Origin of the sequence: Sphingomonas sp. LH128, from assembly GCF_000293195.2 — a bacterium.
GTDB lineage: Bacteria > Pseudomonadota > Alphaproteobacteria > Sphingomonadales > Sphingomonadaceae > Novosphingobium > Novosphingobium resinovorum_A.
This window is the reverse complement of record NZ_ALVC01000008.1, coordinates 1-19,798: the sequence shown is the minus strand read 5'-3', so window position 1 is coordinate 19,798 and position 19,798 is coordinate 1. Positions and strand designations below refer to the sequence as shown.

The window sequence follows — 19,798 nt, the reverse complement described above, 5'->3', positions numbered from 1 at the left end:
TGGCCGATGCCGCCGCCTTGCCAAGGACTGGGAAACCACCATCGCATCCTCTACGGCATGGGCGACGATAGCTTCTATCCGCATGCTTACCCGCAGAACTGCAAGGTATTGCTACGGTTGAAAAACTTCCGAGTCAGGCACTTAAACCTTGTGTTACACTAGATAACCGTGTTGCAGTGGAGTGAAATCGTAGATGAGCAATGTCACTTGCACCTTCTGCGTTGACCAGTCGCTAAAGGAGGCGTTCGTCATCATGGCTGAAAAGCAGGGCGTGACGGCGGTGGAAATCCTCCAAGGCCTAATGAGGCGCACGTTGATGAATACCGTGAGGCTGATGCGCATGAGAATTGGACGCTTCAGCAGATCGTCGACACAATGAACGACGCCGATGGAAAATCATTTACGTGGCTTGCCGATGAATCTGTCGGTGCAGATCGGGGTAGACTAAGAGAGGAGCTTTCAAGAAATGGCGAGTGAACCCTTGCCTGTTTACTGGACGCCACGCGCTCGCGACGATCGGCTGAAGCAAATTGACTTCTTGGCAAAATACGATGTTGATGCCGCAATCCGCATCGGTGACGCGATCGGTGTTGCGAGCAGTTTGGTTGGCAAGAACCCCGACGTCGGTCGGAACAGGGCGTTGTCCTGGTGCCCGAGAATTGCAAATTCAAGACACTCCATTCATTCTCGTCTATCGGGTCGAGGAAACGGCTGTTCTTATCCTACGCGTGCTGCACACTAGCAGGCGGTGGCCCTCATTTGAGGACGTTAGGATTGCCGCGCGTCGAAAGGAACGCAAACCGTTGCCGCAAATGTGGTAGAGGAGATCGTCAAGCCCGTGAGTAACGTTCGGTTCCGTATTGAAAAGCTGCCACGTCGCGCGCAGCATGATATCGAGCGAGCCACGCAGATCTTGCGTGAGGAGTTCGTTCAAGCGACAACAGGTTGCAAGATTGAGCGCCACAACGCCGGGCGGCTTCTGAAGATTATTCTGTTTGGCTCTTACGCAAAGGGCAAGCAAGTCGTTGACCCCGTTGGTCGATACTTTTCTGACTATGACTTACTTGTAGTTGTCGATAAGGAGGAATTGACCGACGCTTCCAAATACTGGAGTAAAGCAGAAGATCGGGTTGTTGACATGCTAACGGAACGTGGCTGGCCACAACCGCTTTCGCTGATCATTCACACGTTGGACGATGTAAACCATCAGCTTCGGCGCGGTCGCAATTTCTGGGTTGACCTCGTTCGCGAGGGCATTGTGTTGTTCGAAGAGCCTGACCTTCCGTTTGAAAAGGCTGGGCTTCTTAGCAAGCAGGAAGCGCAAGAAGAAGCAGAAATCTATTTCCGGCGCGAGTTCAAAAAGGTCGGCCGCTCGATGCGGACCGCTGAACTTCAACGGAAAGAAGAAAAAGAGCAGGACGATCATGTCGCTAAATCTGAATGGCGCAACGAGGCGGCCTTCAATCTCCATCAAGCCATGGAACGAGCTTACTACTGTATCATGCTCGTGCTCACATCGTATTCACCCAAGTCCCACAACCTCAACTTCCTTTCAAAACGAGCCGAGCAGCAGGATGAGCGCCTAATAGGTGTTTGGAAAACCGACACGAAGTTCGGGCGGCGCTGTTACGAACTGCTTAGGGCCGCTTACGTCAAATCGCGCTACTCAGACCATTATAGGATCAGTAATGAGGAACTCGACTGGATCACTGACCGTGTTGTGGAATTGCAGGAGTTGACACGCATCATCTGCGAAGAGCGGATTGCAAGGCTGGGCGGCCCTGACACCGCCGCGTTATAGGCTCTGCCTCGCGTAGCCCCTCTGCATCGACGAATTCGCGGTGTTGCAGTACCTGACGACTGCCCGGTTTATAATCTGTGCTAAGCATTGCAAGCGGATCGCCGAATCGACCGGGCTTCGTGTGGGGTGGGGATAGCAGCACCTATGCGTGCCCGGCCAAATAGTGAGCTTTCGCATGGGCCGTTCCACACCGGCCCCACTCATCCCCCATCCTCCCAGCCGCTGATCGACGGCCATGTGGTCACTTCCCCCTTGCCAGGCGTGGCCGCTTGCGACACTTTTGTGGGGCCGCTGGGAGTCAGCGGTAGGGGCGTGGAACCCCCTATGCAGCGAGCCGCCTTTCCAGCCTTGACGGGTGAGAGGCCAATCCGGCTGTCAAAAGCCGGGACTGAACAGTGCCGTGGCAGTTGCCGCGCATTTTCCCCTGCATGGGTGTTCCGCACAGCCGGAATGGCTGCCGCCTCTCGTTTTGAGAAGATGCAGGAGCAGGCCCATGGCCGATCCCAATGCCGATGCCCCGAAAGAGTTGGTGGGCGATGCTCTCGACGCCCGCGCACTTGAGGCGTGGCATTCGTCGCACTCGATGTGGCTTCACGGCTTTCTCGTGCGCACCTTGCGGATCCAGCCTGCGGAAGCGGACGATATCGTTCAGGACACCTGGTTGCGGATCATCCGCACCTCGCTCAGCGATGTCGAGCATCCCCGCGCATTTCTTTCGCGCGTCGCGGTCAACCTGTTTCGCGATCGGCGGCGCCGCGAGCACGTGCGCAGTAGCCATCTGCGTCTGGTCTTCGACAGTCGCCGCGACAGCATCGATCCTTCCGCGATGGCGGAGCAAGAAGGCAAAGTGGAACTCGAGCGGGCAATTCTCGATTTGCCCGAAAGCATCCGTGATGTATTCATATTGAGCCGGTTTCGCTCGATGACGAATCGAGACATCTCGGTACAGCTTGGAATCTCGGTGAAAACCGTCGAATGGCGGATTGGCAGGGCTATTGAGCTATGCGCCCATAGATTGCGGGGCTAGGCGGCAGGGGATGGACGAGGAGGATTTCGCGGCGCGGCAACGGGGCGAGGATGCGGCGCGGTGGTTTGCCCGCCTCAAGACAGTTCCGGTATCCCAAGGTACGCTCAACGACTTCTTCGTGTGGCATCGTGATCCGGACAATGCCAAGGCCTTCGAGGATGCCGAACGGCTCTGGTCGATGGCGGCCACGGTGGGCGAACGCCCGGCAATTCTGCGCGCCATTGAACAGGCCGAGGCGCGCACCCAATCTCGGCGACGCGCGCCTCGAACACCGCGCGCTCTGGCCGTCTTCGCCATCGGTTGTGCCGGGCTGCTCCTGGTCTTTGCCGGGATAAGTGCGTTAAGCACGAAAGGGGAGACGTTCAGCACATCTCGAGGCGAACAGCGGATGATCGCGCTCGCAGATGGATCACGCCTCAATCTCAATTTTGAGACAGCCGTGCGCGTTAATTACACCGCCGAGGCCAGGCAACTGGAACTGCGCAGCGGCGAGGCGGTGTTTCAGGTGGCGCACAACAGGGCGCGGCCGTTTACGGTGAACGCGGGCGGGGTCACCGTGACAGCCACCGGAACCCGTTTCGATGTCGCACTTCGTGCGAAGACGATCTTCGTGACCCTGATCGAGGGCAGCGTTCTGGTCCGCGCTGCCGACGGAAGAACCATCCGCTTAAGTCCCGGCGAGCAATGGCGATCATCAGCAGGTGCGGCCACGCTGGAGCGCGTGAACGCAGAGGCCGTCACCGCTTGGACCCAGGGGCGCATCATCTTCGACAATGCGCCGCTTGCTGATGCTGTCGCCGAAATCAATCGCCATCGCGGCAGGCAGATCGTTCTAGGCACACCGCAACTGGGCACCCGCCGCATCAGCGGTTCCTTCGAAGCTGGCGATAGCGAGAGCTTCGCGGACGCAGTCTCTGCTCTGTTGCCGGTGGAGCAGACTTTCGACAAGGCAGGACGCATCCGTCTATCAGCGTGGTCCAGTACGCAAAAAGAAAATAATCAATCCCGTTAGGGTTACTGCACTCCCCGCACGTCTTATTCCCAAACAATGCTGATGCAGATCCCGGGTGCTTTGCCCTTGCACTGCAGATGCGTATCAATGGGATATGGCTATGAAAATGAGGGGATCTCTTTCACTTCTCTATGGAGCGGCTACCTATGCCGCGCTGTCGTGTGCTTTGCTCGCAAATGGATCAGTGCAGGCCCGGGAACCGCGATCGGAAGCCATCGCTTTCAATATTCCTGGCGGATCGCTGCAGGCCGCATTGACGGCTTTTGCCGGGCAATCGGGCCTGCAACTGATCTATGCTCCCGAAAATGTGGCTGGGCGGATGGCGGCGGCGGTGCGCGAGAAGCTTCCCGCCCGTGTCGCGCTCGACCGTCTCATCAAGGGCACGGGCCTCCACATTCGACAGGTCAACGAACGCGTCATCGTGCTGGAGCGGTACGGCACACGCCCGGGTAGCGGTGCCTTGACCGTGTCAGGAGAGGCTGATGCCGCGTCGCAGACAGCCGCACCAATTCCCGATTCGATTGCGGCGTCAGGCGTAGGAAGTGAACGATCCGCGCCAGATCCGATGACTGCGCGCGATGAAGAGATCGTAGTGACAGGGACCCGCATTCGCGGCGCGGCCAGTCCGTCGCCGCGCACGACGGCCACTCGTCAGGCGCTGGAGGACGCTGGCATCACCGATATGGCGGGATTTTCACGGATCCTCCTGCAGAATTTCACTGGCGGACAGAACCCGGGTGTTGCCGGAGGCGGGGACCAGGGCGGGCAGAACAATCTCAACAACTCGGCGACGCTTAACTTGCGGGGACTTGGCCCTGACGCCACGCTGACTCTGATCAACGGCCATCGCCTGGCTTACGATGCGCTCAATCAGGGTATCGATATCTCGACGATTCCCCTCGCTGCCATTGAGCGGGTCGAAGTGGTCGCCGACGGCGCCTCGGCGCTCTATGGGTCCGATGCGGTAGGCGGCGTCGCCAACATCCTCCTGCGCCGCGACTATTCCGGTGCGCAAGTCAGCGCCCGCTATGGGGCTTCCACCGACGGCGGTAACAGCCAGCAGCAGTATACCGGCGTGACCGGCGCCCGGTGGAATTCCGGCGGTGTGATGGTGGCTGCCGACTATACTCACTCGACGCCCATCACCGCAGTGGATCGAAGCTACACCCGTCATCTCGACGAATCGCAGATGCTGCTGTTGCAAAATTCCCAGTTCAGCGCCGTTGTCGCAGGGCATCAGAGACTGGCTGAAGGCGTGACCTTCGAGATAGACGCCCAGTTCGCCGATCGCCGCTCGCGCAAGGCAACGGCATTCTTTGTGACCCGGGACGCCTACAGCGACGGACTGGTCAATCGTCCCCGCGTGCGCACGTGGGCCCTCACGCCCGTCGTGCGGATCGAGCTACCGTCGCAGTGGACCGCGTCTTTGGAATTCACGCGCTCGGTAAGCAAAACGGACATTCTATCGCATCGCTTTACCGCTGGCGTGGATTCGCCCGGGCGCCTTACTTACGAGAACCACCTGACCAATATCGAGGGTAGCGCGGAAGGACCGCTGGTACGCCTTCCCGGCGGAGACGCGCGCCTCGCAATCGGCGCAGGCTACCGCAAGTTCGGGCTCGATATTGACGTCAGCCAAATTGTCGGCGGCGCCTCGGTGACGACCCGCGATGCGCGCGAAAAACGCAACAGTCTCTTCGCTTACGGCGAGCTTGCTGTACCAGTCGTCGGGTCGGCGAATCGCTCGAGCGGCTTTTACGATCTCCATCTCAGCGCGGCGGTGCGTTACGAGCGGTATGAGGGCATCGACGAAGTCGCGACCCCCAAGTTCGGGATCGTCTATGCTCCTCACCGCGACGTTACCCTCAAGGCCAGTTGGGGGCGATCGTTCAAGATTCCGACTCTCAATCAGATCAATCAGGTTCAGGCAGGCAGCCTGCTGCCTGCGAGCCTGTTTGCGCCCCAGCCAAGCCCTGGCTTGCCTGCAGGGGCGACGGTTCTCTTGCTGGGCGGCGGCAATCCGGATCTGCGCGCCGAGCGTGCAACAACCTGGACGGCTACCTTCGAACTTCGCCCCAGCTTCATCCCGGACCTTGAGATAACGGCCACCTATTTCGATGTCGATTACCGTCAGCGGATCGCCTCGCCGGTGACATCGGTGCTGTCTTCGCTCGGCAATCCGGCCTTCGCCGATTTCATCACTTTCAATCCCTCGGCGCAGCAGATCGAGGCGATAATCGCAGGCTTGCCCGAAGGGCTGAGCAATCAAAGTGGCGGCCCGTTCGACCCTGCGGGCGTTGGAGCGATCATCGACACCAGCCTGCGCAACACCGCGCGCGAACGCGCCCGTGGGCTCGATATCTCGGCCCTCTACCGAGCCGCATTGGGTGAAGGGGATACCTTTACGCTCACAGCCGCAGCCAGCTACCTTGATGCCGACCGCAAACTGAGCGCCGGACAGGCACCGTTGGAGCGATCCGGCGTAATCTTCACTCCGCCGCATTGGCGGGTGCGGGGCGGGCTGAACTGGGAGCGGGCCAATACTCAGGTCGCTGCGTCGCTGAACTACGCCGGCGGTGTTGTCGACAACCGTTTTGTCGTCCCCGCGGCGATCGGTGCCTTCACGACGCTTGATCTCAGTGCCGGTTTTCGCAGCACTGCGCAGGCAGGATTGCTTCGCAATGTCGACCTGCGCGTCTCCGCGCTCAATATCCTGAACGAGAAGCCAGACGTGATCAGGACGACCGATCCTGCGGCAATTCCTTTCGATTCGACCAATCAGTCCTCGATCGGTCGGTTCGTCAGCCTGGCGGTGACCAAATCATGGTAAGGATGAGCCATGCTCTCTGTGCCTTGGCTACGGCCTTGCTGTCCTGGCCGGTGCACGCCGCGGATAGCCAGGACTGCGCAGATTTGCTGCCGGAGTCGGGAAATGCGGTTCGCCGTGCGCTGATTGCCGAGGATCTGGCCCGCCTGCGTGACATCGGGCCTGTCGATACCCCCAGCGAGGACCGCCGTATCCTGGCCTTGTCGCCCGATGGCAAGCATCTCGCGTTCCAGCTGCGGCGCGCCAACCCGCAGGGCAACGCCTATTGTCTCGCCATGGTGGTGGCGGATGTGACAGGCAGCCAGCCCGTGCGTATTGTCGATCGCGGTGGGGAATTCATCCGCACGACGCTGGATCTGAGGGCGCAAGCGGGTTCGCCGACGGGGATTGCCAAAGTCATCACGCCGCGCTGGTCGCCTGACGGACGATGGTTTGCCTATCTCAAGCGTGAGGGACCGGTCACGCAAGTGTGGCGAGCCAACGCCGATGGAAGCCGCAGCGCGCCAATCACGCGCAGTGATGACGATGTTGAGGATTTTTACTTGGCGGGGGACGGCAACCGCCTCGTCTTTTCCGTCGCGTCTTTGCGTGAGGCGAACCAGGCTATCGACGATGAGGGGCTGACAGGTTTCCATTATGATGAACGCTTTGCACCGGGTTCCAGCCCGCGGCCTTTCCCGCCGGCCCCGACGCCGCGCATCGTCTGGTTCATGGACCTGTCGTCCGGTGCGCTGCGCCCGGCCACAAACGAGGAGCGCGCAGGTCTGGAGGCGGGAGGCCCGCATGAAGGGACCTGGAAAGAAGCGAGCAATACGCGTGGCAACCGGGCGTGGCTCGATACGTCAGCACCGACATACTGGCAGCAGCTGGGACGTCTGACAGTGGATTTTGCCGACGGTCGATCGCTCGCATGCCCAGATGCAGTGTGCGCAGGTGTTCGTCGTCCCTGGTGGACCAGGCAAGGCTACGTCCGGTTTGTGCGGCGGGAGGGCTGGGCTGACGGTTCAACCGCGATTTACCAGTGGCGGCCTGGCCATGGAAGCCCGCGAAGGATCTATGTCACTGACGACGTGCTGGTCGACTGTGTGCCCGATGGCGATGGGTTGATCTGCCTTCGCGAAAGCTCTCTCATCCCGCGCCGACTTGAACGACTTGATCCGCGAACCGGCCATCGACAGGTCCTGTTCGATCCCAACCCGGAGTTTGCGGGCCTGTCGCTCGGAAAAGCCGAGCGGCTGCATCTTACCAATGCTTATGGCCTGCCTTCGATCGCGGATCTTGTCCTGCCGGTGGGCTATCAGCCTGGCGAGCACTATCCGATGGTGGTGGTGCAGTATCATACACGGGGGTTTCTGCGAGGAGGGACAGGCGACGACTATCCCATCCAGGCCTTCGCCAATCGGGGCTACGCCGTACTCAGCGTAAGCAAACCCGCATCGATCGGCTTGTCCCGGACCACGGACTTCGCCGAAGCCGATCGAATCAACCTCAAGGATTTCGCGGATCGCCGCAGCGTCCTCTCTTCAGTCGAGCAGGGCGTCCGCCTGGCGATCGCGCGGGGTATAGCTGACCCCAAGCGTGTCGGCATCACCGGTCTGAGCGATGGCGCTTCGACGGTCATGTTCGCGCTGCTGCATAGCACGCTCTTTTCAGCTGCGGCCATGAGCCAGTGTTGTTATGATCCCACAATGACCGCAAGGGGTGGGCCCGGGGCTGCAAAGAGTTTTTACTTCTATGGCTACCCTAAGCTGACGGATCGCAGCACGCAGGCCGAGGATTTCTGGCGTCAGATCGCGCTGTCGTACAACGCCGACCGGATCCGCACCCCAATCCTGCTGCAATTGTCGGACGACGAGTACAGTAGCGCGCTCGTTACGTATACGGCGCTGCGCGAGGCAAAGGTGCCGATCGACATGTTCGTGTTCCCAGGCGAGCATCACATCAAGTGGCAACCCGCTCACCGTCTGGCCCAGTACCAGCGCTCGCTCGACTGGTTCGATTACTGGCTCAAGGACGCGCGCCCTGCGGCATACGCTCGGCCTAGGGAACTCAGCCATTGGGAGGCACTGCGTCGCGACCAGCTGTCGGCAGGAAATTCGTGAAATTCCAGAGGCGATTCCCTGTTGTCCCGGATCCGCCTCAGGATCCTTCGCCGAGCTTGGCCGTGACCCAGGCTTCTACGTTGAGCAGTTGGAGGAGGCGGACATTGCGTTCAGCGTCCATCATGCACTCGCGGCGAAGGCATTTCTCAATTGCCAGTCGGTCGATGAGACCTTGCTGCGCGAGGTGCCCATCGAGAAGGCGTCGCTCGATAAGGCTATGATGCTCTCGGATAATGGCGTTGCAGAACGGATCGGGGCTCCCCTTTGATCGTCGGGCGATGATCTGCGCCGGTAGAGCAGTGGCGAAGGCCTCGCGGGCTACAGCCCGATCATGGCCGCCATGGCGCCACTGCCAGCTGGGAATCGCGAGTGATTCCTCGACAATCGGCTGGGATAGCAGAGGGGTGATGACCGGAAGGTGGCGACTGCGATCCGGCTCCAGGCTTAACTGCGGACGAAGGAGGGCCGCGATATGTGCCGCCTTGCCCGGAAGCGCCCCAGAAGGCGCAACAAGCCACGGGTGCGCGGCGGGCTGCACCGCCAAAGCGGCACAGAGGCTCGGCTCAAGCAGAGCGGGAGTAGGGCGCCAGCGATAGGAAGGTGGTCGGAGGGTGAGGCGCAATGCCGCACGCAGCGCCGGAAAGACACCGCTCTGCGTCTGCCTGCAGACATCTTGGATGGTGGAGAAAAGACCAGGGGACAATCCTTCATGGAGTGCTCGGTCAGCGATCGCGGCGGCAGATTGGGAATAGGCAAAGACGTTGTCGCCGCCGTTGCCGTTGAAGAATGATGCGGCGCCCGCTTGCGTCGCGGCCGCGACGTGGGCAGCCTCGTAAGCCTGTTCCTGGGCGCGGCCGATGGGTCTTGGCAGGTGGTCGCCAAGCGCGCGGACCGGATCAATCCCCGCCATTTCAAAACGCTGCTCGGTCAGTCCAAGCCCCAAGTGGCTGCACAAGGACCGGGCATACGCGCGCTCGTCTCCCATCGGATCGTCCGTGAACATTGTGACGCATGTGGCGGAAACGCCTGGCGTGGCAAGGCAGGCCGCGACGATGGACGAATCCAGCCCGCCCGATATACTAACCAAGGCACGAGGATAGAGCGAAGCCCATGCCGCTACGCAGTCTTGAACAGTCTGCCGCAGTCGGTCGGCGGCGATGGCAATGGGCCTTCCCGCAACAGGCGTGGTGAAGGCCCATGGGGACCATTTTGCGGTAAGCGCCGCGCTATCGCCTTCGAGCCTGAGAGCAAAACCCGGAAGCAATTCGCTGATACCGTCCAATACGGTTTCTGCAGTTGGCAGGCCATCCCAATACAGAAAACGAGCGAGTGCCGGCCAGTCGATCGCGGGGCGTACAGTGTCGATTGCGAGGAGCAGATCGATGTCCGAGGCCATGAAGGTGGTGCTCGCCGTACGCCTGAAATAACATGGAAGTGCGCCGGACGGGTCGCGCATTACGCTTGAGCAAGTGCCGTCGGTTTTTGCCGAGACATAGCCGCCCCAGAATCGCGTAAGCAGATCGCTTTCGGTGCTGATCGGTGGCATTGCATCGAACGGCTGGGAGCAGTCGTCACGCTTTTCACGGTCATTGCGACGGAAGAGGGTGCCTAGAACGACGCCGCCTTTGGTCGGAAAAGGTGTCAACGCCGCCGGATTAGCGAGCGCCACCAGAGGGTGCTCTTGGTGGATTACGTCCAGACCTGTCAGCTCCGCCAGGCGATCCGCAGAGGGGGTATGCGCGCCGCCGTGCGCGATACTCAGGAGGTAACGTGGTCGCATGCGACAGACATGATCGGCGTGAACAGGCGAACTTGTTCGAGGTCACCAACGACGACGGCGTCGCCGAGTTGAATCCAGCAGTGCGCCGCGAAAGGATCCATGCGGACGCCGAACGCCAAAACGGGGCGAAGTCCTCGCCTCACACACAAGCGCCAGGCTGCGAGCGCCCGAGGCAGGCATTTGTCTGCAGAGCGCATCATTTGTGCTGTCGTGGCAAAGGCTGCGCCGATTCGCTGACCATCGACAACATCTCGCGAAAGCGAGGCCAGGCGGGAGGGGGCCTTGGGCAGGTCCGCCAGAACCTGTGCCAAGGGAAAACGTCGCAACGCAGTCTCGGCGCGATGCTGAGCCAGTGCGGCCCTCGCAACCTCCAGCAGGTTCCCCCGCGCCGTGGGTGCTGAGCTGGATCCGGTGCGAGCGCCATAGTCGCGCCGGATCGGCACAAGCGAAAGCGGGTGGGGATCACACTCTCCCGGGCCGGAAGCCAGGATGTTGCAACGCAAAAGGCGCTGCAGTGCGGCTTCGCCAGGATCGCCACCCGCGGCCCAACTCTGGAACGCGCCCTGCAAGGCATGGGGAAGTGTGAAGTACTGATCCTGTTCAATATCAAGGAAGACGGCGCGGTCCGCGCAGATGCACCAGAAGAGACCTTCACGTACTCGCATGATTCCGTGCATCCCCGAAAAGGGCGCGTGCCCCTTCAAAAGGGGCACGCGCGTCTTATGGTCAGTCGTCCGTGAGACCGCTGCCGGTGAGCTGAAGACCTCGCTCGAAATCATTGATCCCGACTTGGCCACCCTTGGTCTCGGTGCTCACCGCACCAAGCTCGACCATGGTATCTTCTTCTACATGCTCCATGACATTTCTCCGTTGCTGCGACATGCAGCAGCGGAATTATGACCCTGAGAGTTGTTGGGAAGAAGGATATATGGAAAATATGCAACGAATATATGCGGAAGTAAAAATGTCTTCATAAATAAAAAGCGCAAAATGCTGAAAATTAATTCTCCAAGACGGCCATTTTTGGGAACTTGGATGTGTTGATAGGCATATATTGGCTAAATGGAGGGGCCTTTCGGCGGGATTTGCTTAGATTTCAGCTTGAGTGCGCATTGCTTTGATAACAGTTCTGGCCATGCGCTTACGAGAGGTATGGTAGGTCGCAAGCAGACGCCGCAGTCCTGCTAAATCCTGCGACGAAGCCGCCGCGTGGATCGCCGACAGCTCTTCTCGACCGCTCAATTCATAGGTCATTTCGATATGCCGCGCGGCGCCGAGCCGCGCGTTTGTCCAGCGCATTGCCTCCGCGTGGATCAGACTGGATGAGGCGCGGGCAATAGCGGTAAATATCCTTTCAACGGCCTGGACACTGTAATCATAGTCTTCTTCTGGCAGCGCTATGCCGGACAGTGTGCGCCGGCGCAGCGCCGAAAGAACCAACTCTTGGTTCCAATCGTAAAGCTCGCGCAAATCGGCTTCTTCCATAGGGAAGGCGAAGTAGCCGTCGCCATGGCGGAGCTCGACGAGGTGCTCGCCTGCCAGAATGTGCAATGCATCTCGCACTGGTGTCACGCTGATGCTCAGCTCATCGGCCACCATGAGAGGTTCGATTCGGCCACCTGGTCGCACTTCAAGGTGGGCAAGCCGGTGCCGGATCGCGTCGTACGCGCGCCTGGTTGCTGGCCCCAATCTATTCATACCAAGCAGGCCATGCTCGCGCCGGCGATGTTGTCCACCATCCTCGGACCTTGCTGCATGTGGGGGAAGTGGTTGAACTCGAGATGCACGCTGGTCATAGCCTTCCTCTGTCATCAGTGGGTTGACAGGGTAAGGCAGGCTAACGGCTAAGCGTCGAGCAAAGTGCGATTTCTCACCGCCTTTCAAGAGTAGCGAATCAGTCTGCATCCAAAGAAAGGTGGTGCGATCCGTAGAAATCGTGCGGGTTACGCACCAAATTCTTGCGCCGTTTTCCACGCTTGAATGCCTACTGATTCGACCTGTCGTTAATTGCAGTTGCCTTCTTCCGAGAATCGACTTGCCGCAAAGGGCGTTTACGGTAGGCTCGGCCCTCTGGCGGTAGTCCGGTCAAGCGACCAGTCTCGGGAAGAAAGGGGCTGCAGATGGATTCGGTGTCGGCTCGGTTTGCAAATGGTGGAGACACCCTTGCCGCGGCCTTTCGCAAAATTCGACGCGAGCGTGGTCTGCGTACGGCCGAAGTGGCCCAGCGCATGGGCATGGCGCTGCGTAGCTATGAAAATTTCGAGGCGGGACGCAGCCGACTGGATATTGCCCGCATATGCGAATTCGCGGAGGCCACCGACAGCGATCCCTTTGCGATCCTTTTTTCGGTGCCGTTTCGCTCTTCCGAATTTGCGGTCGCCTGCGCGGACACAAAGCTCGTTTATATCATGATGATGCTCCTTGAAACCTTCTTCGAGGAGCACGGTAGGGATATAGCCTTGCTGGAGCCGCCGAATTTGATTGGCGGCTTTGAACGCGTGTTCAAGGATCTTGGGGCCAAGCTGCGGGAAAACGAGACGACGCTCAGCCGCTTCTTTGAAGGGCGCCAGGGAAATTCGATTTCACTCGGAAATCTCAGCGTTCGCGGCCTGCGCAAGAAACGCGCTTAGTGGATACCGCGCAGCAGCATGACATAGCCTCCGGCAGCTAGACGCCGGGCGCGGCTGATGAGCCGCCGAGTTTGCATCCTCAGGTAGTCGGATGGGTGGCCCCAATCGCGCGCGACGACCTCTTCGCCGAACAGCGAGCACGCGATTAAATGTGCCGAGGAATGACTGGCCAGCGCGTTAAGCGTTCGTAGCAGCATAATGGGACGGCTCGGGTTAGACGCTGGCGTGGAAACACCGGCTGTAACGCGGCCTAACCGCATAATCGCGTCGAGTTGGCGCAGCGCCAATATCCGGCGAGCGAAATGCTCCCTTCCTGACAGATGGTATGTCAGGCAAACCGGCCCATCGAGCAGCGAGCCCTCGTGAATGCTCAGCCGGACGGCATTGCGGCCATAGCCGATTAGCGCTTCCTCGCCGGCCCGATCTTTCAGTACCGTGACGCCAAGTTGGCTGCGATGGATGTCAAACGCGTCCGCACTTTGCGCCGAACATGCACGTGCCGTCGCCCTTATCGTCAGGGGATCCAGTTTGTGATCCCACATCAGCCGAGCGTTGGCGGCATTCAGCTCTGGGGTTTCCTCGAAAGCGCAAGCCCCATTGCGGCGTGGCCGTGACGGCGACAATCACCTCGATTTTGCCATCGCGAATGCCGACCCGCCTGTTGGCAGGCACGGCCGCGCAATAGTCGCCCCGGCGCCTTAGAACTTCCCAGGCAAAGGCGCGGGGGTCAGAAAGAAGCGCTGGATCAGGCAGAGCGCGCGCAACGATCTGGGGGTGAGGTTCAGACAAAGCAAGACATGCCATTGGCGGTGCTCCATGGATCTGTGAGACAGCCAATGGACACTGATGCTTCGTGACACTTCGTTTAAACCACTGCAAATTGGCGATATTTTGCGGTCAGAACCCCATGAAACGCAACTTGGCTTCGCGCCTTCGCGGAAATCTCGCGGTCCGCCCACCTGATGCCGACGCGTTTCCCGCAGCTTTTTCGCAGGCCAGGCGATTCGGGAAGGGGGCGGGTGGTGGAACACCTCAACGAGTAAGGGTCCGCTGCTTCGGAATGGGCCTGCAGCCGATAACCCCCGGCCAGTGGCGCGCCCCTATCTCGCGGCACCCGCGCTGCCAGCCCTAGCGGCAATGCCACTCGATATCAACGCGGCTCTGAGACAACGTGTGCTCATCTCCAGTGCGGTGTAGAAGGGCGCCGCCTTCGAGCAGGCTTTTGGAAAGAGCCCGCCCCATTGACCCTCACTAATAGGTCAACGACGCCTTCTCTCACCCGTGTCGCGCGCGGGCGTAGCAGTTTGTCAGTCACACCCTTGGCCGACGAGGCATGCCTCCTCGGTGTCAGGTTAATGACTGCCGGCTATCTCGGTGGCACCTAACTTGGCCGATTCCTCCTGCGCGGCGAGTTCTGGGTCAGCGGCACTCGGTCCGCCGTCCGACTTAAGCGCACTGCTGCCCTTTTCCACGCCGGACAATGCAAGAACGTACTGCTTCAGCCAGTGCAGGACGTCCATTTCCTTCACGGAAGCGAGCAGCGCGGCATGCCGGCGCTTACGTTCCTTCAACGGCATATCCAAGGCGCGGCTGATCGTCTCGGCGACATGTTCCACCGAGTGCGGGTTGACCAGCAGGGCGTCCTTGAGTTGGGTGGCCGCGCCGGCAAACTGTGAAAGGATCAGCACGCCGGGATCCTCTGGATCCTGGGCTGCCACGTATTCCTTTGCCACAAGGTTCATGCCGTCGCGCAGTGGAGTCACCAACCCGACATTTGCCGCGCGATAGAACCCTGCAAGTTCAGCCCGGGGATAGCCCCGGTTAACGTACCGGATGGGTACGAAATCGACATTGGCGTGAGCGCCATTGATGTGCCCTGTCTTTCGCTCGAGGTCCTCGCGAATCTGCTGATAGCTTTCAACGTCGCCCCGACTTGGCGGCGCGATCTGGAGAAGGACTGCCTTGCCCGCCATATCGGGGTGATCGGAAAGAAAACGGCTGAAGCTTTCGAAGCGCTCACCCAGCCCCTTGGAGTAGTCCAGTCTATCCACGCCGATAAGAATTTTCCGGCCCCTGACGCTATCCCTGAGCCGCTGGTGCGCTTCCTTGGCAACGTCGCTCTTCGCCGCTTCCGAGAATTCGGCGTAGTCGATCCCTATCGGAAAAGCGCGGGCGATCACGCGGCGGCCTTGATAGTCGATTGAATTGTCGAGGTTGACCGTCAGACCCATTTCCTTCTGGACATAATGAAGGAAGCTTTCGAGCCATTCGGTCGTTTGCAGGCCAATCACGTCGTATTCGAGCATCGATGCGACGAGGCGCTCATGGAAGGGCAGCGACGCCAAAAGCCGGGTTGGCGGCCACGGGGTGTGCAGGAACAGGCCGATGCGGTTCTTGATGCCCTTGCGGCGCAAGATTGAGCCCAACGGAAGCAGATGGTAGTCATGCACCCAGACGAGATCATCGTCGGCGATCAAAGGGTAGACCGAATCCGCAAATCGCTCATTGACGCGCTCGTAACCTTCACCGAAATTGCGATCATATTCTGTTAGATCAATTCGGTAGTGAAATAACGGCCAAAGAGTTCTGTTGGCGTATCCGTTATAGTACTCTTCCACATCTTGTGCTTCGAGGTCGATTGTCGCTGTTGTCACGCCCTCATTGCGTTGCATATCGAGGTGGCCCGTAAATTCCTCTGTTTCCTGACCGGACCAGCCAAACCAGATGCCGCCATGTTCGCGAAGCGCCGAATTCAAGGCGACAGCAAGACCACCTTGCGCCCCCGCCGCGCCTGCGGCGCTTGGCACGCTTACGCGGTTCGAGATGACGATCAATCGGCCCATGTTCTGTCCTTCGTATTACGCGTCGCACCTTTCACACGTTCCCATCGAACGCTTGAGGGCTCGCAGCAGCTGCGGGTAGTTTGTGCGCGTTAACGCCAGTCCCGCCACGACCGGGACAATTGCCCGGCGCAATTTATGATACCTACCAGCGAGTAGGTTTGGGGAAAGTTCCCCCAAAGCTCTGAGGTTTCGAAATCCATATCCTCGGACAAGAGGCCGGAGCGCGTGCGGTGAGCCAGCATCGCTTCGAAGAGGCGCCGGGCCTCCTCATCCTCTCCGCTGCGGTGAAGCGCCTCGATCAACCAGAAGGTGCAGATGTTGAAAGCTGTCTCGGGAAGCCCGAAATCGTCTTCGCTGTCATAGCGAAGCATGTGCTCGCCTCGGCGCAACGCCTTCTGAACGGCCTTCAGGGTTGCGCGAAACCGGGGATCTTCCGGCGGCAGATAGCGCAGTTCCACCATCTGTAGCAGGCTTGCGTCGAGTTGCGACCCGCCGAAACTGGCCGCATAATGCCCGCCTGCGTCATGACCTTCCACTTCGTGCCAAGCACCCGCATCAATGTTTGCACGTATGGTGTCCGCCCGGTCGCGCCAGAAGGCAGCGCGCTCGTCCAGACCGAGATACTGCGCGGCGTTGGACAGGCGGTCGCACGCGGCCCAGCTCATGACGCTGGAATAGGTGTGGACCGCAGTTCGGGTGCGCAATTCCCACAGCCCGGCATCGGGCATATCGTGGGTTTTCCATGCCATTTCGCCGACCTGCTCGAGACTGCGGAAATCGTCCTCGTTGGCGATGCGCAGCAGGCGCTGGTCGAGGAATCCCTGGATCGAAGGCAGCACGATCTGGCCGTAGCAGTCGTTCTGCACTTGGTAATAGGCTGCGTTCCCGACGCGTACCGGGCCGGTGTTGCGGTACCCCGGCAGATCGGCAGCCTCCCATTCGATGATCTCCTTGGCCCCGCTGACCGCATAGAGAGGCTGGACGACCCCGTCAGGTGCATCGGCAACGATGTTGCGCAGATAGGCTAGGTACTTCTCAAGGACGTCCAGGGCACCAAGATGGTTGAGGGCCTGAACGGTGTAGTAGGCATCGCGTATCCAGCAATACCGGTAGTCCCAGTTCCGCTGGCTGCCCGGCGCTTCGGGGATGGAGGTCGTCAAGGCCGCGACGATCGCGCCGGTTTCCTCGTGCTGGCACAGCTTGAGCGTGATGGCTGCGCGGATCACCGCATCCTGCCAGTCGAGCGGGGTGGCAAGACCGCGCACCCACAGGCGCCAGTAATTGCCGGTCCGCTGGAGCATCGCCTCAAGATCGTGCTCGATGTTGCCAGAAAACGGCTCATCCGGGCCAAGGAAGAAGTGCAGCGGCTTTTCCAGGCGGAACCAACGCTCGTCGAGCACGTAGCCGACCGGCGCATCAGTGGTCAGGCGCAGGGAATTGCGCTCCACCAGATAACGAATGTGGTTCGAACCCTGCGTGATCGGGGCGAGTTTCGCGCCATAACCGCTCATCGGCGTGAGGATCGTGCGAATGCGCGGGGCTCCGGATACGGGCCGGACGATGCGCGCGAAGGCAACCGGGCGGTACATCCGGCCAGATCGTTCGAAGCGGGGCGCGAAATCGTAGATTTCCACCGCCCCTCCGCTCGCGTCTTCAAGCCGGGTCACGAGTATGGGTGTATTGCGCAGATAGTGTTGCTGGACCGAGACTTGGTTCTCCAGCTCGAAGCGCCAGGTGCCAGCATCCTGCCCCCCGTCTCCGCGAAGCAGGGCACAGAAAGTGGGATCTCCGTCGACGCGCGGGACACAGCCCCAGACGATGGCGCCGGACTCGTTGATGAGAGCGCTGACCTGGCAGTTGCCGATCGGCCAGAGTTCCAGCGAAGTCGGTACGGGCGACGTCATGGGCGGAAATCTCCTTTATGAACGGCCTCGAGGCCGGCTTCCAGCCATCTGTGCACTTCGGCGACGCCGTCGAGGCGAGAAGTAGCTGCGGTGGGTCGAGGGGCGCCAACCAGCACGCCCTCGCCATCGTACCGGCGCACGGCCGCAAATGCGTCCTCGTCGGTCACGTCGTCTCCTATGAAGATCGGGATGGCGCCATCGAACGCCGGAAGGGCCATGAAGCGCTCTACGGCCGAACCTTTGTCCGACCCGGGCATCGTCACTTCGATCACCTTTTTGCCGTGCTTGATGGCCAGGCCGAATTTGGCAGCCAGGTTTTCTGTGCAGGCACGAAGATCAGGCAGCACTTCAGGATGATGGCGGTAATGGATTGCCGCGCTGAATGGCTTGGGTTCAACAAGAAGTCCGCCGCTTGCCTGGGCGAAGCGGTTGAGCTCGTCAACAACTGCGCCGGGCAGCGGGGCGGCGAGGGGCTCGATCTCGGCATTTGCCGCGGGCCGGAATTCGCCGCCGTGCGATCCTGCGATAGCCAGGCTGATCGGCCCCAGCAAAGCCTCGAGGGCAGCGATAGACCGGCCGGTTACGATCGCCAGACGGCCGTCGAGCTTACGGGAAAGCTGCACGAGAAGCGCAGGCAGGAATTCCGAAACGACGACGTCGTCCGGGTGATCGGCGATTTCGACCAGGGTTCCGTCGAAATCGAGGAAAAGTGCCGTCGATTGCGAAAGCCTGAGGCGAGGCGGCGGGCCGAGAACAGTATCATTGGTAAAAAGGGAGGCTCGATGCGCCGCCTGTGACGGGCCGTCGCTCGATTTGATCATCTATATTTCAGCCTTGCACCAAGTTCATGCCCTTCTTGAAGGGCTGCCAGATGGTTCAATCACATGCTGCGCCGCAATTGGTCACCGGTCAACCAACGAGCCGCCTTTGTGTTCCCGTCCAATCTGACGGAGCAGAGGTATTTAGTTGTGCACTGTTGCATCGCAGCACGCTCCGGCTATTACCGGTTTTCCCAGAGTATTCTGCATCCGTGAGTCACCGTTCGGCCATGTCCATAATCGTACCGGTAATTCTCTGCGGCGGTAGCGGCACGCGCCTGTGGCCACGCAGCCGGGCCGCGATGCCCAAACCGTTCCTGCCGCTGGTCGGCGACAGCACCCTGTTCGAAGCGGCGCTGGCCCGCTGCCCGGGTTCCGGAGGCTTTGCGGCCCCGGTCGTGGTGACCGGCCACAAGCACCTCGCCCATGTCGAGGCGCAATTGGGCGCGGTCGAGGGGGCGCAGGTCATCGTCGAGCCTTCGGCGCGCAACACCGCAGCCGCCATTGCGCTCGCCGCCTGCCGTCTGCCCGAAGACGCGGTCATGCTCGTGTGTCCGAGCGACCACCACATCGGCAATACCGAGGCTTTCGCCGTTGCCGCGGCGTCTGCGGCGAAGCTGGCGGAGCAGGGATGGCTGGTGTCCTTCGGCATCGAGGCGACGGCGCCCGAGACCGGCTTCGGTTATCTCAAGCGCGGCGATGCGATCCCCGAGCACGGCGGTTTCCGCACCGCGCAGTTCGTCGAGAAGCCGGATCTGGAGCGCGCCAAGGCTTTCCTTGCCGAGGGAATCTACGCCTGGAACGGCGGCATCTTCGCGTTCCGGGTGAAGGATTTCCTTGCCGAACTGACCGCGCATCGGCCGAACGTTGCCGCCAGCGTCGCCGATGCGGTGGCGAAGGGCGCCGAGGATGGCCAGCGCTTCCATCCGGACGCGGCAACCTTTGCCGAAGTGCCAAGTGTCTCGGTCGATTACGCGGTGATGGAGAACACCACCCGCGCGGCGATGGTGCCCGCCGACATGGACTGGTCCGACATCGGCAACTGGCAGGCGCT

At 60.5% G+C, this 19,798-nt stretch carries 18 protein-coding genes and 1 pseudogene; 10 read left to right on the top strand and 9 right to left on the bottom strand.

Features of this window, described 5'->3' with window-relative positions; all coding sequences use genetic code 11:
• The 8 genes and pseudogenes from LH128_RS32940 to LH128_RS00990 form a co-directional block, all read left to right on the top strand.
• A pseudogene (locus tag LH128_RS32940) lies at positions 1–121 on the top strand (IS5/IS1182 family transposase); the annotation flags it as partial.
• Between the two features lie 72 nt (positions 122–193).
• Positions 194–379, top strand: coding sequence for a hypothetical protein (locus LH128_RS01015; protein WP_008827705.1), 186 nt, complete (start codon positions 194–196; stop codon positions 377–379).
• A gap of 172 nt (positions 380–551) precedes the next feature.
• Positions 552–821, top strand: a complete 270-nt coding sequence (locus LH128_RS34935; protein ID WP_442800350.1) for a type II toxin-antitoxin system RelE/ParE family toxin — start codon at positions 552–554, stop codon at positions 819–821.
• Positions 815–1,801, top strand: a complete 987-nt coding sequence (locus LH128_RS01010) for a HEPN domain-containing protein (protein ID WP_008827703.1) — start codon at positions 815–817, stop codon at positions 1,799–1,801. The genes LH128_RS34935 and LH128_RS01010 overlap by 7 nt, the downstream gene beginning before the upstream one ends.
• Before the next feature lie 493 nt (positions 1,802–2,294).
• Positions 2,295–2,828, top strand: a complete 534-nt coding sequence (locus tag LH128_RS01005; RefSeq protein WP_008827702.1) for an RNA polymerase sigma factor — start codon at positions 2,295–2,297, stop codon at positions 2,826–2,828.
• A gap of 10 nt (positions 2,829–2,838) precedes the next feature.
• Positions 2,839–3,840, top strand: a complete 1,002-nt coding sequence (locus LH128_RS31120) for a FecR family protein (RefSeq protein WP_008827701.1) — start codon at positions 2,839–2,841, stop codon at positions 3,838–3,840.
• Between the two features lie 106 nt (positions 3,841–3,946).
• Complete coding sequence (locus LH128_RS00995) at positions 3,947–6,670, top strand: TonB-dependent receptor domain-containing protein (RefSeq protein WP_083910025.1); 2,724 nt, start codon at positions 3,947–3,949, stop codon at positions 6,668–6,670.
• Between the two features lie 35 nt (positions 6,671–6,705).
• The gene (locus LH128_RS00990) at positions 6,706–8,769 is read left to right on the top strand and encodes an Atxe2 family lasso peptide isopeptidase (RefSeq protein ID WP_327195011.1); all 2,064 of its coding nucleotides are present in this window, start codon (positions 6,706–6,708) and stop codon (positions 8,767–8,769) included.
• Between the two features lie 37 nt (positions 8,770–8,806).
• Here LH128_RS00990 and LH128_RS00985 read toward each other — a convergent pair whose 3' ends face one another.
• From LH128_RS00985 to LH128_RS31720, 4 genes are all read right to left on the bottom strand, one after another.
• Positions 8,807–10,549, bottom strand: a complete 1,743-nt coding sequence (locus LH128_RS00985; protein ID WP_083910024.1) for an asparagine synthase-related protein — start codon at positions 10,547–10,549, stop codon at positions 8,807–8,809.
• The gene (locus LH128_RS31115; RefSeq protein ID WP_172704858.1) at positions 10,528–11,214 is read right to left on the bottom strand and encodes a lasso peptide biosynthesis B2 protein; all 687 of its coding nucleotides are present in this window, start codon (positions 11,212–11,214) and stop codon (positions 10,528–10,530) included. The genes LH128_RS00985 and LH128_RS31115 overlap by 22 nt, the downstream gene beginning before the upstream one ends.
• 61 nt (positions 11,215–11,275) lie before the next feature.
• On the bottom strand, positions 11,276–11,407 hold the full coding sequence (locus LH128_RS32935; RefSeq protein ID WP_162177395.1) for a benenodin family lasso peptide: 132 nt from the start codon (positions 11,405–11,407) through the stop codon (positions 11,276–11,278).
• Between the two features lie 231 nt (positions 11,408–11,638).
• Positions 11,639–12,247: a GntR family transcriptional regulator gene (locus LH128_RS31720; protein ID WP_327195012.1), complete on the bottom strand. Its 609-nt coding sequence runs from the start codon at positions 12,245–12,247 to the stop codon at positions 11,639–11,641.
• A 422-nt stretch (positions 12,248–12,669) separates the two neighbouring features.
• Between LH128_RS31720 and LH128_RS00970 the strand changes: the two genes are divergently transcribed.
• Entirely contained in the window at positions 12,670–13,179 is a 510-nt protein-coding gene (locus LH128_RS00970) for a helix-turn-helix domain-containing protein (protein WP_008827695.1), read from the top strand.
• Here LH128_RS00970 and LH128_RS31105 read toward each other — a convergent pair.
• The 5 genes from LH128_RS31105 to otsB all read right to left on the bottom strand — a co-directional run bounded on the left by LH128_RS31105 (position 13,176) and on the right by otsB (position 18,747).
• A complete protein-coding gene (locus LH128_RS31105; RefSeq protein WP_008827694.1) occupies positions 13,176–13,721 on the bottom strand; it encodes a DNA -binding domain-containing protein in 546 nt (181 codons plus the stop codon). The genes LH128_RS00970 and LH128_RS31105 overlap by 4 nt on opposite strands.
• Positions 13,642–13,983, bottom strand: coding sequence for a transcriptional regulator domain-containing protein (locus tag LH128_RS34930; protein WP_442800349.1), 342 nt, complete (start codon positions 13,981–13,983; stop codon positions 13,642–13,644). Before LH128_RS34930 ends, LH128_RS31105 begins: the two co-directional genes overlap by 80 nt.
• A 548-nt stretch (positions 13,984–14,531) precedes the next feature.
• Positions 14,532–16,022 carry an alpha,alpha-trehalose-phosphate synthase (UDP-forming) gene (gene otsA, locus LH128_RS00960; protein ID WP_008827693.1) on the bottom strand — a complete coding sequence of 497 codons (1,491 nt, stop codon included), beginning with the start codon at positions 16,020–16,022 and terminating at the stop codon, positions 14,532–14,534.
• An 89-nt stretch (positions 16,023–16,111) separates the two neighbouring features.
• Positions 16,112–17,926: a glycoside hydrolase family 15 protein gene (locus LH128_RS00955; RefSeq protein ID WP_008827692.1), complete on the bottom strand. Its 1,815-nt coding sequence runs from the start codon at positions 17,924–17,926 to the stop codon at positions 16,112–16,114.
• The gene (gene otsB / locus LH128_RS00950; protein ID WP_008827691.1) at positions 17,923–18,747 is read right to left on the bottom strand and encodes a trehalose-phosphatase; all 825 of its coding nucleotides are present in this window, start codon (positions 18,745–18,747) and stop codon (positions 17,923–17,925) included. The genes LH128_RS00955 and otsB overlap by 4 nt, the downstream gene beginning before the upstream one ends.
• A gap of 227 nt (positions 18,748–18,974) precedes the next feature.
• On the opposite strand from otsB, the gene LH128_RS00945 reads away from it, so the two are divergent.
• The coding region (locus LH128_RS00945) for a mannose-1-phosphate guanylyltransferase (RefSeq protein ID WP_037516938.1) at positions 18,975–19,798 on the top strand (824 nt) is incomplete at its 3' end.

Bases quoted from the DNA above. Each gene is read 5' to 3' on its own strand.
- LH128_RS01005 (WP_008827702.1), top strand. From the start codon at position 2,295: ATGGCCGATCCCAATGCCGATGCCCCGAAAGAGTTGGTGGGCGATGCT.
- LH128_RS34930 (WP_442800349.1), bottom strand. From the start codon at position 13,983: ATGGCATGTCTTGCTTTGTCTGAACCTCACCCCCAGATCGTTGCGCGC.
- LH128_RS00955 (WP_008827692.1), bottom strand. From the start codon at position 17,926: ATGACGTCGCCCGTACCGACTTCGCTGGAACTCTGGCCGATCGGCAAC.
- LH128_RS31720 (WP_327195012.1), bottom strand. From the start codon at position 12,247: ATGAATAGATTGGGGCCAGCAACCAGGCGCGCGTACGACGCGATCCGG.
- LH128_RS31115 (WP_172704858.1), bottom strand. From the start codon at position 11,214: ATGCGAGTACGTGAAGGTCTCTTCTGGTGCATCTGCGCGGACCGCGCC.
- LH128_RS00970 (WP_008827695.1), top strand. From the start codon at position 12,670: ATGGATTCGGTGTCGGCTCGGTTTGCAAATGGTGGAGACACCCTTGCC.
- otsA (WP_008827693.1), bottom strand. From the start codon at position 16,022: ATGGGCCGATTGATCGTCATCTCGAACCGCGTAAGCGTGCCAAGCGCC.
- LH128_RS31105 (WP_008827694.1), bottom strand. From the start codon at position 13,721: ATGTGGGATCACAAACTGGATCCCCTGACGATAAGGGCGACGGCACGT.
- LH128_RS01015 (WP_008827705.1), top strand. From the start codon at position 194: ATGAGCAATGTCACTTGCACCTTCTGCGTTGACCAGTCGCTAAAGGAG.
- LH128_RS31120 (WP_008827701.1), top strand. From the start codon at position 2,839: ATGGACGAGGAGGATTTCGCGGCGCGGCAACGGGGCGAGGATGCGGCG.
- LH128_RS32935 (WP_162177395.1), bottom strand. From the start codon at position 11,407: ATGGAGCATGTAGAAGAAGATACCATGGTCGAGCTTGGTGCGGTGAGC.
- LH128_RS00985 (WP_083910024.1), bottom strand. From the start codon at position 10,549: ATGCGACCACGTTACCTCCTGAGTATCGCGCACGGCGGCGCGCATACC.
- otsB (WP_008827691.1), bottom strand. From the start codon at position 18,747: ATGATCAAATCGAGCGACGGCCCGTCACAGGCGGCGCATCGAGCCTCC.
- LH128_RS34935 (WP_442800350.1), top strand. From the start codon at position 552: ATGTTGATGCCGCAATCCGCATCGGTGACGCGATCGGTGTTGCGAGCA.
- LH128_RS00995 (WP_083910025.1), top strand. From the start codon at position 3,947: ATGAGGGGATCTCTTTCACTTCTCTATGGAGCGGCTACCTATGCCGCG.